Annotated in this window: 17 protein-coding genes and 2 pseudogenes; 8 read left to right on the top strand and 11 right to left on the bottom strand. The window is 28.4% G+C overall.

Annotated elements, in window-relative coordinates; all coding sequences use genetic code 11:
• Positions 1–106: 106 nt before the first annotated feature.
• From CQA69_RS01705 to CQA69_RS01695, 3 genes are read left to right on the top strand one after another with little or no spacing between them, the layout of a single operon-like run.
• Positions 107–829: a plasminogen-binding N-terminal domain-containing protein gene (locus CQA69_RS01705; RefSeq protein ID WP_137620116.1), complete on the top strand. Its 723-nt coding sequence runs from the start codon at positions 107–109 to the stop codon at positions 827–829.
• A 10-nt stretch (positions 830–839) separates the two neighbouring features.
• Positions 840–2,222, top strand: coding sequence for an FAD-linked oxidase C-terminal domain-containing protein (locus CQA69_RS01700; RefSeq protein ID WP_137620115.1), 1,383 nt, complete (start codon positions 840–842; stop codon positions 2,220–2,222).
• Positions 2,223–2,234: 12 nt separating this feature from the next.
• Complete coding sequence (locus CQA69_RS01695) at positions 2,235–3,041, top strand: YihY/virulence factor BrkB family protein (RefSeq protein ID WP_137620114.1); 807 nt, start codon at positions 2,235–2,237, stop codon at positions 3,039–3,041.
• On the opposite strand, the pseudogene CQA69_RS01690 reads toward CQA69_RS01695, so the two are convergent.
• From CQA69_RS01690 to CQA69_RS01675, 4 genes and pseudogenes are all read right to left on the bottom strand, one after another.
• Positions 2,985–4,245, bottom strand: a pseudogene (locus CQA69_RS01690) (ComEC/Rec2 family competence protein). The gene CQA69_RS01695 and the pseudogene CQA69_RS01690 overlap by 57 nt on opposite strands.
• Positions 4,245–4,802 carry a DedA family protein gene (locus CQA69_RS01685; protein WP_137620113.1) on the bottom strand — a complete coding sequence of 186 codons (558 nt, stop codon included), beginning with the start codon at positions 4,800–4,802 and terminating at the stop codon, positions 4,245–4,247. The pseudogene CQA69_RS01690 and the gene CQA69_RS01685 overlap by 1 nt, the downstream one beginning before the upstream one ends.
• 9 nt (positions 4,803–4,811) lie before the next feature.
• Positions 4,812–6,365, bottom strand: a complete 1,554-nt coding sequence (rny, locus tag CQA69_RS01680) for a ribonuclease Y (protein ID WP_137620112.1) — start codon at positions 6,363–6,365, stop codon at positions 4,812–4,814.
• Positions 6,274–6,912: a 5-formyltetrahydrofolate cyclo-ligase gene (locus CQA69_RS01675; protein ID WP_137620111.1), complete on the bottom strand. Its 639-nt coding sequence runs from the start codon at positions 6,910–6,912 to the stop codon at positions 6,274–6,276. The genes rny and CQA69_RS01675 overlap by 92 nt, the downstream gene beginning before the upstream one ends.
• Before the next feature lie 85 nt (positions 6,913–6,997).
• Between CQA69_RS01675 and CQA69_RS01670 the strand changes: the two genes are divergently transcribed.
• From CQA69_RS01670 to CQA69_RS01650, 5 genes are read left to right on the top strand one after another with little or no spacing between them, the layout of a single operon-like run.
• Positions 6,998–7,546: a TlpA family protein disulfide reductase gene (locus CQA69_RS01670; RefSeq protein ID WP_137620110.1), complete on the top strand. Its 549-nt coding sequence runs from the start codon at positions 6,998–7,000 to the stop codon at positions 7,544–7,546.
• Entirely contained in the window at positions 7,547–8,413 is an 867-nt protein-coding gene (ftsY, locus tag CQA69_RS01665) for a signal recognition particle-docking protein FtsY (RefSeq protein WP_137620109.1), read from the top strand. It abuts the gene before it with no gap.
• The gene (gene radA, locus CQA69_RS01660; RefSeq protein ID WP_137620108.1) at positions 8,414–9,754 is read left to right on the top strand and encodes a DNA repair protein RadA; all 1,341 of its coding nucleotides are present in this window, start codon (positions 8,414–8,416) and stop codon (positions 9,752–9,754) included.
• Positions 9,754–10,203: a DUF2147 domain-containing protein gene (locus CQA69_RS01655; RefSeq protein WP_137620107.1), complete on the top strand. Its 450-nt coding sequence runs from the start codon at positions 9,754–9,756 to the stop codon at positions 10,201–10,203. The genes radA and CQA69_RS01655 overlap by 1 nt, the downstream gene beginning before the upstream one ends.
• Positions 10,196–11,716, top strand: coding sequence for a phytoene desaturase family protein (locus CQA69_RS01650; RefSeq protein ID WP_137620106.1), 1,521 nt, complete (start codon positions 10,196–10,198; stop codon positions 11,714–11,716). Before CQA69_RS01655 ends, CQA69_RS01650 begins: the two co-directional genes overlap by 8 nt.
• A 6-nt stretch (positions 11,717–11,722) precedes the next feature.
• Here the strand turns inward: CQA69_RS01650 and CQA69_RS09110 are convergent, their stop codons facing one another.
• From CQA69_RS09110 to CQA69_RS09080, 7 genes and pseudogenes are all read right to left on the bottom strand, one after another.
• Entirely contained in the window at positions 11,723–11,980 is a 258-nt protein-coding gene (locus tag CQA69_RS09110) for a hypothetical protein (RefSeq protein WP_246023100.1), read from the bottom strand.
• 76 nt (positions 11,981–12,056) lie between these two features.
• The gene (locus tag CQA69_RS09105) at positions 12,057–12,233 is read right to left on the bottom strand and encodes a hypothetical protein (RefSeq protein WP_246023099.1); all 177 of its coding nucleotides are present in this window, start codon (positions 12,231–12,233) and stop codon (positions 12,057–12,059) included.
• Complete coding sequence (locus tag CQA69_RS09100; RefSeq protein WP_246023098.1) at positions 12,220–12,360, bottom strand: hypothetical protein; 141 nt, start codon at positions 12,358–12,360, stop codon at positions 12,220–12,222. Before CQA69_RS09100 ends, CQA69_RS09105 begins: the two co-directional genes overlap by 14 nt.
• Positions 12,361–12,366: 6 nt before the next feature.
• Positions 12,367–12,438: pseudogene (locus CQA69_RS09095) on the bottom strand (hypothetical protein); the annotation flags it as partial.
• A 168-nt stretch (positions 12,439–12,606) separates the two neighbouring features.
• On the bottom strand, positions 12,607–12,756 hold the full coding sequence (locus CQA69_RS09090) for a hypothetical protein (RefSeq protein ID WP_246023097.1): 150 nt from the start codon (positions 12,754–12,756) through the stop codon (positions 12,607–12,609).
• A gap of 21 nt (positions 12,757–12,777) precedes the next feature.
• The gene (locus tag CQA69_RS09085; protein ID WP_246023096.1) at positions 12,778–13,035 is read right to left on the bottom strand and encodes a hypothetical protein; all 258 of its coding nucleotides are present in this window, start codon (positions 13,033–13,035) and stop codon (positions 12,778–12,780) included.
• A gap of 56 nt (positions 13,036–13,091) precedes the next feature.
• On the bottom strand, positions 13,092–13,478 hold the full coding sequence (locus CQA69_RS09080) for a hypothetical protein (protein ID WP_246023095.1): 387 nt from the start codon (positions 13,476–13,478) through the stop codon (positions 13,092–13,094).
• Positions 13,479–13,483: the final 5 nt, after the last annotated feature.

Genomic DNA, 13,483 nt, shown 5'->3' with positions numbered 1-13,483 from the left:
TGAAAAAATTTTAAAAAAATAAAAGCTATATTTTACTTTATTTTCCTTACAATTACTTAATAAAAAAAGAATATAATTTTGTAAATAATTTTTTAAGGAGTAACATTTGCTTAAGATTATAGTATTTTTTTTGGCATTAAGTATCAGTGTATTTGCTGTAGATTTTAATTTAAAACCTATCAAAACTGAACTTTTAAGAGTGGATGATATTTATGGTTATATTAAAGATGATCCGAAGATTAAGGTTAATTCTAGCGGTATTGTTGTGCAACAATTTAAAACTTCTAAAAGTATTGTTGCAAGAGCAAGTGTGATTGCAAAAGAAAATGGTTTTGCAAAATTAGAATTCAGTGTTTTTTCAGATCTAGAACAAAAGGCTTTGCCTTTACCTGATGTTTTGCCTAAAGGTGGTGATGAAGTTATTTTAAATTTTCTTTATGATAGAGGTGTGGTTATTGCTCCAGATGAAAAAACTTATAATGAACTTGTATTAGATTTTCCTCAAATTTATTTTACCCATATAGATGTTTTTGGAGCACAATTGATTAGAACTTCGACTTTAGCCCCAAAACGAAGTGATTTTAGAAAATTTTGTGCAGACAATGCAGTGGGGATTTTGGTTTTTGCATTGGAAGATAAAGCGAAAGTTGTTGATTGTCAAAATTTTAAAGAACTTTTTGAAATACCTATTTTTAAGTCTTCTAATATACAGATACCATTTTTTTCTCGCATAGGGGGATATAGAAGTAATTTTTTTGATTTAAATTCTCAAGAAATAGGTAATTATTATAGATATTATAATGCTTTAATTGATTTTTCTAAGGTTTAATAGCTTTTCAATGAAAGTAGAATTTGAACAATATTTTAAACAGCTTTTAGGTGAAGAGAATGTTTATTTTGATGAAGCCCATAGGCGTGTTTATAGCTACGATGCAACCAAAAAACATTACTTACCAGATGGAGTTCTCTTTCCAAGAGATGAAGAGGATATTTCTAAGATTTTAAAATTTTGCAATGATAAAGGTATTATCATAATTCCTCGTGGTGCAGGATCTGGCTTTAGTGGTGGTGCTTTGGCTGTAAATGGAGGTTTGGTTTTAGCTTTTGAAAAACATATGAATAAAATTTTAGAAATTGATTTAGGTAATTTGGTTGCTGTAGTGCAACCTGGTGTTATCAATATGCATTTACAAAAAGAAGTGACTAAATACGGACTTTTTTATCCCCCTGATCCTGCAAGTATGGAACATTCTAGTTTGGGTGGAAATGTGAGTGAAAATGCTGGTGGAATGCGTGCGACTAAGTATGGGATTACAAAGGATTATGTAATGGCCTTAAGGGCAGTTTTACCTAATGGAGAAATAATTTCTGCTGGGAAACGAACTATAAAAGATGTCGCGGGTTATAATTTAGCTGGAATTTTAATTGCTAGCGAAGGTTCTTTGGCTGTTTTTAGTGAGCTAACATTAAAATTGATTGCTCTGCCTAAATTTAAAAAAACAGCCATGGGAGTTTTTCCAAGCGTAAAAAGTGCTATGAATGCTGTTTTTAAGACTTTAGCAAGTGGTGTTACTCCTGTTTCGATGGAATTTTTAGATAATCTTAGCATTTGTGCAGTGGAAAATAAATTTAATATAGGACTTCCTAAAGATGCAGGAGCAATTTTAATTGTCGAGGTTGATGGAAATATTCAAGAGGTAATTGATGAAGATTTAAAAACCATAAAACATTATTTTTTAGAAGAAAATGCAAGTGAATTTAAAATTGCTAAAGATGAAAAAGAAGCCAAAGATATATGGTTTGCTCGTAAAAGTTGTTCTCAAAGCATTACTGTGTATGGAAGTTTAAAGTTAAATGAGGATATAACTGTCCCTAGATCAAAACTTCCTGATTTACTAGAAGGAATTGCTGAAATTTCAAAAAAATATGGTTTTAAAATTCCTTGTTTTGGTCACACAGGAGATGGTAATGTTCATACTAATATTATGATTGAAGATAAAAATGATCAAGAACAGGTTAAAAAAGGACATTTAGCTGTAGAAGAGGTTTTTAAGCTCACGATTAAACTAGGTGGGACTTTAAGCGGAGAACATGGTATAGGAATTTCAAAAGCATCTTTTATGAATTTAGCTTTTTCTGATGCTGAAATGAATTTGATGAGAAATATAAAAAAAGCCTTTGATCCAAATAACATACTTAACCCTTTTAAAATGGGACTTTAAAGGAATGAAAATTTGAAAAGGATTTTTAATATTTTATGGAGTATTCGCGATAAAGAAATTTTAAATTATGCTGCTGCGCTTAGTTTTTATACAATTTTATCTTTAATTCCGATTTTATTTATATGCTTTTCTGTTTTTACTCAAATTTCAAGCTTTAAGATATATTATGAAAAAGCTAAGCGTGTTATTTTTGCTTTTTTAATTCCTGCTCAACAAGATATAGTGGCTACTTATTTAGATACTTTTTTAAAAAATAGCGTAAATTTAGGTATAGTGGGTCTTATAGCGATGACTTTTACTTCCTTAGCGTTTTTTTCTGGTTATGATTTTGTTATCAATCGTATCACTAAAAGCGAACCTAAAGGAATTTGGCAAAGCATTAGTTCTTATTGGACTTTATTGACTCTCGTTCCTTTGGGACTCGGGCTTAGTTTTTATATTTCTGGCTTTATTCAGCAAACTTTGGATGATTATAAAATAGGATTTAATTTTTTTGAAATTCTACCTTTTGTGATTGTTTGGGGTTTGTTTTTTATATCTTATTCAAGTTCTGTGCATAAAAGTTCTTTAAAAAGTTTATTTCTTGTGTCCTTTAGTGCAAGTGCTATTTGGTATATCGGAAAGAATTTATTTGTTTATTATATAGTTTATAATAAAACCTATGCAAGTGTTTATGGATCTTTTTCCACTATACTTTTTTTCTTTATTTGGATTTATATTTCTTGGATAATTTACCTTTTTGGACTTAAGGTTTATTTTTTTCTAAATCACAATGATAATGAAGGGAAGAAGGTTAGAAAAAATACAAAAAAGAGCTAATAATTTAAAACGAATCGACAAAAGTGAAACTCCAATATAACTGATAAAAATCCAAAATGGAATTTGAACATTGCTTGCATAAAATTTAAAATCAAAAAATTCTTTCAATGCAAAATCAAATAGATCTCCAATTCCAATAAAATGTAAAATCAAACTTAAGGGATAAAATATTACAAAGATAGCACTTAAAAATATGGATAAAATTTGTTGATAACTAATCAATGGAAAGAAATAAATAACGGGTAAAGTCATAGCAAAAAAAGTCCATATATTTAAAAAAAGTACATTGAAAAAAGCGTTAAAAGATTTTGAAAAATGATGTAAATATAAAAAAATATAAAAAACTCCCATGATGGAAAATAAAAATCCCACGCTAAATAAAAGCTTAGGATAGCAACAAATACAAATAAAAACACTGGTAAAAAGTGTGAAAAAATTAAGCACTTTGATATTTTTACAAATAAGATAAAATCCAAAAATAGCCATAGTTAAAGAACGCACATAAGAAGGAACAAAGCCTATAAGATAGGTATAAGAAAAAAGCAAAATAAAAATTAAAATACTTAAATCAAAACGCAGATTTCTATAAGGAAAATATTTTTTTTGAAAAAAGCTATAAATTGGAATTAGGATAAAAAATATCAAACTAAAAATAAGACCGATATGATACCCACTAATAGCGATTAAATGAGCAATTCCATAATAATTAACATCATTTCTTAAATCTTTAGATATAGGTAATGCAAAAAACAAAGCACCATAAAATTCGCGAATTTTTTTGTTTTCATGTTGGTTTAAAAAATAAGAAACAACGGCATTTTGTTCTTTTATTTTTAGCTTTTCAAGATCATAACTAGGCACGTAAAAAGTTTGGCTAAGATAATCTTTGAAATTGATATTTTCAGTAATGATTCTTAAATTTAAAAGTTGATTATCGCTTAAATTTAAATCTTTAAAACTTGTCGTGTAAAAAGTAAAATCTTTTGTTTGTATTTTCAAAACCCAATATTTTTTATTTTTTTTTATTGTATTTTATATAGTTTTGCATTAAAGTGGCATTTTCTACTAAATAATGTTTATTTTTTTTAAATGATAAAAAATCATAATATTCTAAAGATAGATTAAAAATAAAAATTATTATTCCAAATAAAAATATATAACGAAATTCTTTTAAACTATTAAAAAAAGAATTCCGCCAAAACATTATTTTTTAGAAAATTTAGCCAAATAAAACCAAATAATTCCAGCAAGTATTAGTAAAAAAAGAGGTGCAATGTAAGGATAAGAACTAAGCTTGTTAAAAATTGTTTCTATAATATATCCAAAGCTATAAGCACCAAAACCTAAAATAATTGACCATATTAAACTTGCTAAGGTGTTAATCATAGCAAATTTTGTAAAATTATATTTTGCTATTCCAGCCGCTATAGGTATGAAAGTTTTTAATCCATAAATAAATTTTTGCACAATAAGTAAAATCGTGCCGTATTGTTTGATTTTCATTGTTGCTAGTGCAAGTTTGCGCCGATGATTTTTAAAATAGGGCATGATGTCTTTTTTGTAATATTTTCCAAGTATAAATAACAAAGTAGAGCCTAAAGTATTTCCTAAAAAAGCTAGAAAAATACATAGGCCAATTTCCATTTTTCCTTGAGAGCAAAGTATTCCAGCAGCTAAAATTCCAACCATGCCACCACCTAAAGAATAAAAAAACAGGACTATATAGCCATATTGGATTAAGGTATCAACCATATCTTGCATTATAAGTCCTTATTTAGCGTATTCTATAGATCTTAATTCCCGTATGACATTAACTTTAATTTCTCCAGGATATTGCATTTTTTCTTGAATTTCATTAGCAATTTCTTTAGCCAACAAAACACTTTCATTATCATTGATTAATCTTGCATTAGCAATGACACGAATTTCTCTACCTGCATTAATAGCGTAAGCGTTTTTAATTCCTTCTTTGCTTTTTGCAATTTCTTCAAGCTCTGTAACTCTTTTCAAGAAGGCTTCTAAAACTTCACGTCTCGCTCCAGGTCTTGCAGCACTTAAGGTATCAGCAGCACACACAGCAGCAGATTCAATACTCGTTGCTTCTTCGTGTCCGTGATGAGCATAAATAGCGTTAATTACTACTGGGTGTTCTTGATAGCGTCTGCAAAGTTCAGCACCTAAATCTACATGTGAACCTTCATAATCATGAGTTAAGGCTTTTCCGATGTCGTGTAAAATTCCAGCTCGTCTTGCTAGATTTTCATCACCTCCGCATTCAGCAGCAATAATCCCTGCTAAGTGAGCTACTTCTAAAGAATGCGCTAAGGCGTTTTGCCCATAGCTTGCACGATATTTAAGTTTGCCAATGAGTTTTACAATTTCTGGGTGAATTTTACTCAAACCTAAATCCATAACTATAGTTTCGCCTTCTTCTAAAATAGCACTATCAAATTCTTGGCATACTTTTTCATGAACTTCTTCTATACGCGCAGGCTGAATTCTTCCATCTTCTACAAGTAATTCTATTACTTTTGTAGCAATAGCACGGCGATAAAGATTAAAGCAACTGACTATAATAGCTCCAGGTGTATCATCGATAATGATATCAACCCCCAAAACCATTTCTAGAGTTTTAACATTACGCCCCTCTTTTCCTATAATTCTACCCTTAAGTTCATCATTTTTTATATTGATAACATTAATAAGCCTTTCAGCAGCAAATTCACCTGCAAAACGTGAAGTAGCCTGAGCTATGATATAATTAGCTCTTCTTTTGGCTTCATTTTTAGCTTCTTCTTCATATTTTCTTACTATATGTGCAATTTGATCGCGTGAGGTTTCTTCAACTTTTTTTAAAATAAATTCCCGTGCTTCGTTTTGGGTTAATCCCGAAGAACATTCTAAAATACCAAGAACTTCACTGAGTTTAGTTTGATATTGATTTTTTAATTTATCAGCGTCTAGATGCAATTCTTGAATTTCTTTTCTTGAATGAATTAGTTTTTCTTGATTTTCTTTTAAATTTTCTTCTTGGAGTTGAAGTTTTTGTTCTTTTTTGGATAATTCATCAAATTTTTGACTAAAATCTCTTTGAAATTTGTGAATTTTATCTTCATATTTTTTTTTAGCCTCGAGCTCAGCATTTAAAATAGAATTTTTAGCATCTTTTAAAATAAGTTCTGCTTCATATTCTATAGCTTTTGCTCTTGCTTTTGCTTGCTCAACAAAAATTTCATGCTTGGCATCGTTGATTTTTTTGGCAACTAAATATCCTATTCCAAGACCGATTAAAGCGGTTATAAGTGCGATTACTAACTCTATCATTTTTGTTTTCTTTCCTAAAATATTTTTTATAAGGATTGATATAAAATTCACCCATAATATCGTGTTTTTCAGTGATATTTTTTTCACTAAAAGCATCGATACTTTGAGTGAAAATTATATAAGGTTTATAACTTAAATTTTCAAAAAATCTATCATAAAACCCTTGCCCATGTCCTATTCTTTTTAGATCTCTATCTATGCCTATAACAGGCACAATAGCTAGATCAATTTTAATTTCTAAAAAAGAGTTCATAGGTTCTAATACTCCAAACCTTTTTTTAATAAAAGGTAATCTTAATTTTACAATTTTTAAACTTTTATCTTGCATAAATGGAGCAAAAAGTATGCATTTTTTACTAAATAAATGACGAAATTTTATTAGATTTGGCTCATAACTTAAAGGAATAAAAATTAAAACCTTTTTTGTTTTAAATTTTTTGATTAATTTAAAACATTCTTTAAATATTTTAAAATCTTGTTTAAAATAAAATTTTTTATGTTGCTTGAGTCGAAGTTTTTGCAATTCTCTAAAATGAGTTTTTTGCATTATGTACCTTTTAAAAACTTATTATCTTAGTTGTGTTATAATTTTACCACTTTTAAATAATAATTGAAGATATGGATTGGTTTTTATGAAAAAAATATTTTTATTGAGTTTTATAATTTGCTTTTTTATAGCTTGTAGCGATAACAAGCAAGATAGTGATGATAATGCAAGTATTGATTCACAGGCTAATTTGGAACAGGGTGATGATGTTGATTTTAATATCCAATTGATTGATGGAAATTCTATTTTTGTTAAAAAAAATGATGGAAAAATAACTTTTGATAATGATAAAGCCACTTTATTTGTTTTTTTTACAACTTGGTGTACTCCATGTATAGCGGAAATTCCACATCTTAATAAACTTCAAGAAAAATATAAAGACGATTTTAATATAGTAGGAGTTTTACTTGAAGATAAAAGCGATGAAGAAATTAAGGCTTTTAAAGAAAAAAATAAAATTATATATGAAATAGCAAATGGAGAAAATAATTATCTCTTGGCAAAAATTTTAGGTGGAGTTGATGGAATTCCTACTATGTTTTTATATGATAAAAACTCCCAATTAATCAATGAATATTTAGGTCTTATACCTGAAGAAATGTTAGAAATTGATATACAAAAGGCAATATCATAAATGCTTGGCTTTTTGCAAAAAGGACTTTCAAAAACTCTTGAGAGTATTGTTGGCATTAAGGGTGAGAATAAGAAAATAACAAAAGATTTACTTGAGGAAATTTTATTAGAATCTGATGTAAGTTATGAAATTGTCGAGGAAATTATTTATTATTTACCGCCTAGCAGTGAAGTCAAAAAAGAAGATTTGAAGCGAGTAATGAGTTCTTATTTTCTTTATGATAAATCTGAAATTGTAAATTCTAAGCCTTTTGTGGAATTGATTTTAGGAGTTAATGGGGCAGGAAAAACAACGACGATTGCTAAACTTGCTCATTTTTATAAAAACAGACAACAAAAAGTGATGCTAGGTGCTTGTGATACCTTTAGAGCAGGTGCGATCGAACAATTACGCCTTTGGTCTGAAAAAATTGGAGTGGATATTGTGCTTACAAGTCAAGGGCATGATCCTTCAGCAGTTGCATTTGATACGATCAGCAAGGCTAAGGCTAAAAATTTTGATCAAGTTATCATAGATACAGCAGGTCGTTTGCAAAATCAAAAAAATTTAGCTCATGAGCTTGAAAAAATCGTAAGAATTTCAAATAAAGCCTTAGAAGGAGCTCCACATAGAAAAATTCTAGTACTTGATGGCACTCAAGGAAATGCAGGAATTTTACAAGCTAAAGCTTTTAATGAAATTGTTAAACTTGATGGAGTGATTATTACTAAACTTGATGGCACAGCCAAAGGAGGAGCTCTTTTTGGTATAGCAAGAGAACTTGAACTTCCTATTTTATATATAGGAGTGGGTGAAAAGATGGAAGATTTGATAGAATTTAATCCGGATAATTTTTTAGATATTTTATTAGAGGGCGTTTTTGAGTAAATGGCCAAAAATAGAATTCTTTTTGAATGTCAAGCTTGCGGAAATCAACAAAGCAAATGGTTAGGAAAATGTCCAGAATGCGGTGCTTGGGATAGTTTTATAGAGTTAAAATCCGAGCAAATTAAAGTTTTAAAAGAGATTGCAAAGGCAAGTTCAAAAGCCAGTGAAGCTGTATGTATCGAAGATGTAGAGCTTGAACATTTTTCAAGATCAAGCACAGGGGATGATGAGCTTGATTTGGTTTTAGGCGGAGGATTGGTTGAGGGCTCTTTAGTACTTATTGGCGGAAGTCCTGGTGTTGGTAAATCAACGCTTTTATTAAAAATTGCTTCAAATTTAGCCAAAAAAGGCAAAAAAGTTCTTTATGTCAGCGGTGAAGAAAGCAAAGCGCAAATCAAATTAAGGGCGGATAGACTTGAAGCAAATGCTCCAAATTTATTTTTATTGATCGAATTATGTCTTGAAAATATTTTAGAAGAATTGCACAAAAAAGATTATGAAATTTTAATCGTTGATTCTATACAAACTTTATATTCTAATAAAATTTCTTCCGCAGCAGGAAGTATTACGCAGGTGCGCGAGATTACTTTTGAGCTTATGAGAGTAAGTAAAGCTTTTAATATAAGCACTTTCATTATAGGACATATCACCAAAGAAGGGTCTATAGCAGGACCTAGAGTTTTGGAACATATGGTAGATGTAGTGCTTTATTTTGAAGGTGATGCAACAAAAGAAATCAGGCTTTTAAGAGGCTTTAAAAATCGTTTTGGCGGGACGAGCGAAGTAGGAATTTTTGAAATGACTTCTAAGGGTTTAATGAGTGCAAAAGATTTGGCCAATCGCTTTTTTACTCGTGGAAGAGCCATTTCAGGGAGTGCTTTAGGTGTTGTTATGGAGGGTTCTCGTGCTTTGGTTTTAGAGGTGCAAGCTTTGGTTTGTGAAAGTGCTTATCCAAAACGCAGTGCTACAGGCTATGAAAAAAATCGTCTCGATATGCTTTTGGCATTGCTTGAAAGAAAGCTTGAAATTCCATTAGGGCATTATGATGTGTTTGTAAATATCAGCGGTGGCGTTAGAGTAAGTGAAACTGCAGCTGATTTGGCTGTGGTAGCGGCTATAATTTCGAGTTTTAAAAATCGTCCTTTAAGTAAGGATAGTGTTTTTATCGGAGAGCTTAGTTTAAATGGTGAAATTAGAGAAGTTTTTAGTCTTGATACTCGTTTAAAAGAAGCAAAAATGCAAAAATTTAAAAATGCTATTATTCCTTCAAAACCTATTGAAGATGTAGGTTTGAAATGTTTTGTGGCTAAAGAATTAAGTCAAGTTCTAGAGTGGATGTAATGAGAAATTTATTATTGTGTTTTATTGTTAGTTTTACTTATGCGAATATAAGTGGTTATTATATTTTAGAAAAAGATGAAAATAATAAACAAGCTGTTGTAGAAATTCTTGAATATAATCATAAATATTATGCTTATGCATTAGGGTATAGTGATAAAAGTTTTCACAAAAGCGAAAATAAAAATCAAATTTTTATGTGGGGTTTGGAAAAAGTTGATGAGTATAATTTTGATAAAGGAAAAATATTAAACATTAAAAATAATAAAATTTATGATATTGCAGCCAAAGAAGAAGGTAATAGTTTAAAAATAAAAATAAAAATAAAAGTTCTTTTTGGGCCTACTTTAAAATGGTATAAAATTTTAGATGAAGAATTTAAAAAATATAATTTTATTAAACCTGATAGAAAATTAATTTTGGAAAATATCAAGAAAGATTTTAATGAATAAATTTGATGTAATTGTTATAGGATCGGGGTTAGGTGGATTGAGTGCGGCTTCGTATTTGGCTAAAAATGGTAAAAAAGTTTTAGTTTTAGAACAACATTCTTTAATTGGAGGATGCGCAACTTGCTTTAAACGGAAAGATATGTTAATTGATGCAGGACTCCATGAAATGGATTGGGGAGATCCAAAAACCGATATGAAAAAGATGGTTTTTAAGAAATTAGGCTTAATGGAAAAAATCGAGCTTGTTTCTTTGCCTAGTGTTTGGAGTATCTTATCTAAAGATTTTCATTTACAAATTCCACATGGAGGAGAAGTTAAAAAAACCTTAATTCAATCTTTTCCTCATGAAGAAAAAGGAATTAAAAAATATTTTAAAGCCATTAAGCTTCAAGCTTATTCTGCACGTAGGTTTTCTTGGGATATGAATAAACTTGAATTGTTTCTATTTCCTTTTACTACAGGATGGATTTTTTTAAAAAATAAATTGTTAAATTTAAAGGTGAGTGATGTTTTAGATTCGATTATCAATGATGACAAATTAAAAAAAATTTTAAATATAAATATAGGTTATTATCATCACGATCCTAAAAAATTTATTTGGAGTTTTCATGCAATTGCACAAAAACATTACTATGATGGATCTGTCTATGTTAAAGGAGGTTCGGGTGCTTTAAGTAAAGCTTTTGAGGAGATTATTTGCGAAAATAATGGAGAGGTAAAATCAAAGTGTGAGGTAGTAGAGATTTTAACTTCAAATTCTAAAGCAACTGGAGTGCGCTATAAACAAAATGGAAAATTTTTTGAAGTACATGCTGATAATATTATAGCAAATTGCGATCCAGAAATTGTTTATAATGAACTTTTAAAAAATCAAAATTTAGATTTGTCTTTAGATATTAAAGAAATAAAAAATAAAAATAGGGCTTGTTCTTTAATCAGCGCTTATCTTATTTATGATCGAAATATTTCTGAAATTTATCCAAATATGGACTATGCAAATTTTATTCTTGATAAAGAATTTTTTAATTCTAGTAATAGCAATACATTGGATTTTGAAATTTCAAAAAGAACTTTAGCTTTTGTAAATTATTCAAAAATAGATAACGGATTGAGTCAAAAAAACGATAGATTTTTAGGTGTTGTAGCTATTTCCTCTCATTTTAAGGAGTGGGATTTAGATAAAGAAAAATATAAAGCTAAAAAAGAAGAGATTTTGCAATCTATTATTTCTAAACTAGATGAATATTTTCCAAATTTAAGTTCTTATATGATACATTCGGAACTAGCTACACCTAAGAGTATTTTAAGATATACTCGAGCAAAGGAAGGTGCTGCATATGGATTTTCTCAAGATAATGAAGGAAGATCTTATCGTTTAAATTATGTTTCTAAAAGTGTTAAAAATTTATTTTTTGCTTCAGCCTTTACTTTTCCAGGTGGAGGCTTTACAGGCACTATTTTAGGTGGATATTATACAGCAAATAAAATCCTTCGCAAATTTTATAATTCTTAGACAAAGTTATTTTTTAAATTCTTTAATATATTTTTCCAATGCTTTTATGGTTAAGTTTTCAAAAAGGATTTTATCTTCTTTGATATTATTTTGTAAAGCAGATTCTAGATATTTAATAAATATATTCTCTTCCATTTCTTCAAATATAGGACTATATAACTCTTTTATAATTCTAAAAATGTTAAGCAATTTTGTAGATTTTATTAAGGGAATATTATCTATAATGCTTTCTAATTCTTTTATATTAAGACTAGGATGTTTCATATTTAATTTTGAACTTTTTTGTTGAGTTTTTAAATTTTTAAAGACTTTTGTCAAACTTGTTAAAATATTATCATACTCAAGAGAATTTAAATCTTTTTGTGCATTTTTTTAAATCACTCTCTGTTTTTTCTTCTATAAAATCATAATCATTTGATTTTATAGTATTTTTTAATTCTTCTTTTTCGTTAAAATCAAGATCAGTTTTACCTCTAGGTTTGATTTCAATTCTATCAAATTCTTCATTTTTTTTCAATATCTAATTTATTTTTATTTTCTTGAAAATTTTTCTCAATGTTTTTTGCATCAACAAAGCGAAATTCTATATTGCCAATTTTAAAGGTATCTCCTTTGTTGATCATAGTATCATAACTACTAGACATTTTTGAAAATGAGCCATTGTAATAAATTTCAGCATCTTCAATAGGGGTTATTGTAAAGGAATCTTCTTCGTAGGATATTTTAGCGTGTATTTTTTTTATTTGTTGTAATTTGTCTCGAACATAAAATTTACAATCCTCCTACTTCCTATTAATCCATCTTCTGTTTCAAATATACAAGATTTAAAATGGCTTTCGCATTCTTCAGAATTTTCTATAATAATTCCAATTTGTATTTTTTCCATTAATCTACTCGCTTTTGGTTTTTGTTGTATTTTCTATAATTTTAAAATCATTGAAAATTTGAAGCACTTGATTTAGTTCATCAATTCCATTAATAATTTTAAAATCAAAATAAAGATTTTTATTATTGTTGAAAAATATACTATAATTTCCCATATCATTCTTACTTTCTTTCTTTTATAAATTTATACCAAGCCCATTGCCTTTATAGGATTTTTCATAATTTAAATTCGTGTTAGAATAGCTATGAGCAATTAAAGTTAAATTTGTCCCATTATTAAATTCCTCGGCAACAATTTGCAAAGTTGGATTAAAAGTATGGTCATATCTTATATTTTTATTTTGATAATTTAAGTCTATGAAAGAAAAATCACCACTTAAATCAAGACTTTGTAAGGTGAATATGATTTTTAAATTATCATTCGCATTAAGCATTAAGTTTGAAAGATTAGTTGCATCAGTAATAAAATTTATAAATTCTTTAGAAAAATTTAATTTAGAAGAGAATTTAGAATTAATAAGATAGGTGTTCTTCTTTTTATTAAGACATTTTTGAGATATCTCTTGTAAAAATTACTTAAAATACCATTTTTTCCAAAAAATGTTTTAAAACTATCCATACTCAGATCTGTTGTACTTTCTTTATTAAAAGGATAAAATAGTGCAATATCATTTATAAATGGAGTATAAACTTCATTAATCCAAGCATTGTTAAATAAAGAGATCCCATAATTTTCTATTAAATTCCAAGAATAGTTAGAAAGTTCATTGTAGTATCTTTCTAAATCGTTAAGCAATTTTTTGGTGTAAGTGTTAAACATAACAAAGGCATCATTAGTATCTTTGTTATTTCCTAAAGCGTATGAAATTTTCTTCAATGCTT

Source organism: Campylobacter estrildidarum (assembly GCF_005406205.1).
Lineage (GTDB): Bacteria > Campylobacterota > Campylobacteria > Campylobacterales > Campylobacteraceae > Campylobacter_D > Campylobacter_D estrildidarum.
Note: the sequence above shows the minus strand (reverse complement) of the source record. Positions and strands in the feature narration are given on the sequence as shown.

Excerpts from the sequence above, each read along its gene's own strand:
- CQA69_RS01700 (WP_137620115.1), top strand. The coding sequence starts at position 840 with ATGAAAGTAGAATTTGAACAATATTTTAAACAGCTTTTAGGTGAAGAG.
- CQA69_RS01685 (WP_137620113.1), bottom strand. The coding sequence starts at position 4,802 with ATGCAAGATATGGTTGATACCTTAATCCAATATGGCTATATAGTCCTG.
- rny (WP_137620112.1), bottom strand. The coding sequence starts at position 6,365 with ATGATAGAGTTAGTAATCGCACTTATAACCGCTTTAATCGGTCTTGGA.
- CQA69_RS01675 (WP_137620111.1), bottom strand. The coding sequence starts at position 6,912 with ATGCAAAAAACTCATTTTAGAGAATTGCAAAAACTTCGACTCAAGCAA.
- CQA69_RS01670 (WP_137620110.1), top strand. The coding sequence starts at position 6,998 with ATGAAAAAAATATTTTTATTGAGTTTTATAATTTGCTTTTTTATAGCT.
- ftsY (WP_137620109.1), top strand. The coding sequence starts at position 7,547 with ATGCTTGGCTTTTTGCAAAAAGGACTTTCAAAAACTCTTGAGAGTATT.
- radA (WP_137620108.1), top strand. The coding sequence starts at position 8,414 with ATGGCCAAAAATAGAATTCTTTTTGAATGTCAAGCTTGCGGAAATCAA.
- CQA69_RS01655 (WP_137620107.1), top strand. The coding sequence starts at position 9,754 with ATGAGAAATTTATTATTGTGTTTTATTGTTAGTTTTACTTATGCGAAT.
- CQA69_RS01650 (WP_137620106.1), top strand. The coding sequence starts at position 10,196 with ATGAATAAATTTGATGTAATTGTTATAGGATCGGGGTTAGGTGGATTG.
- CQA69_RS09110 (WP_246023100.1), bottom strand. The coding sequence starts at position 11,980 with ATGAAACATCCTAGTCTTAATATAAAAGAATTAGAAAGCATTATAGAT.
- CQA69_RS09100 (WP_246023098.1), bottom strand. The coding sequence starts at position 12,360 with ATGTCTAGTAGTTATGATACTATGATCAACAAAGGAGATACCTTTAAA.
- CQA69_RS09090 (WP_246023097.1), bottom strand. The coding sequence starts at position 12,756 with ATGGGAAATTATAGTATATTTTTCAACAATAATAAAAATCTTTATTTT.
- CQA69_RS09085 (WP_246023096.1), bottom strand. The coding sequence starts at position 13,035 with ATGCTTAATGCGAATGATAATTTAAAAATCATATTCACCTTACAAAGT.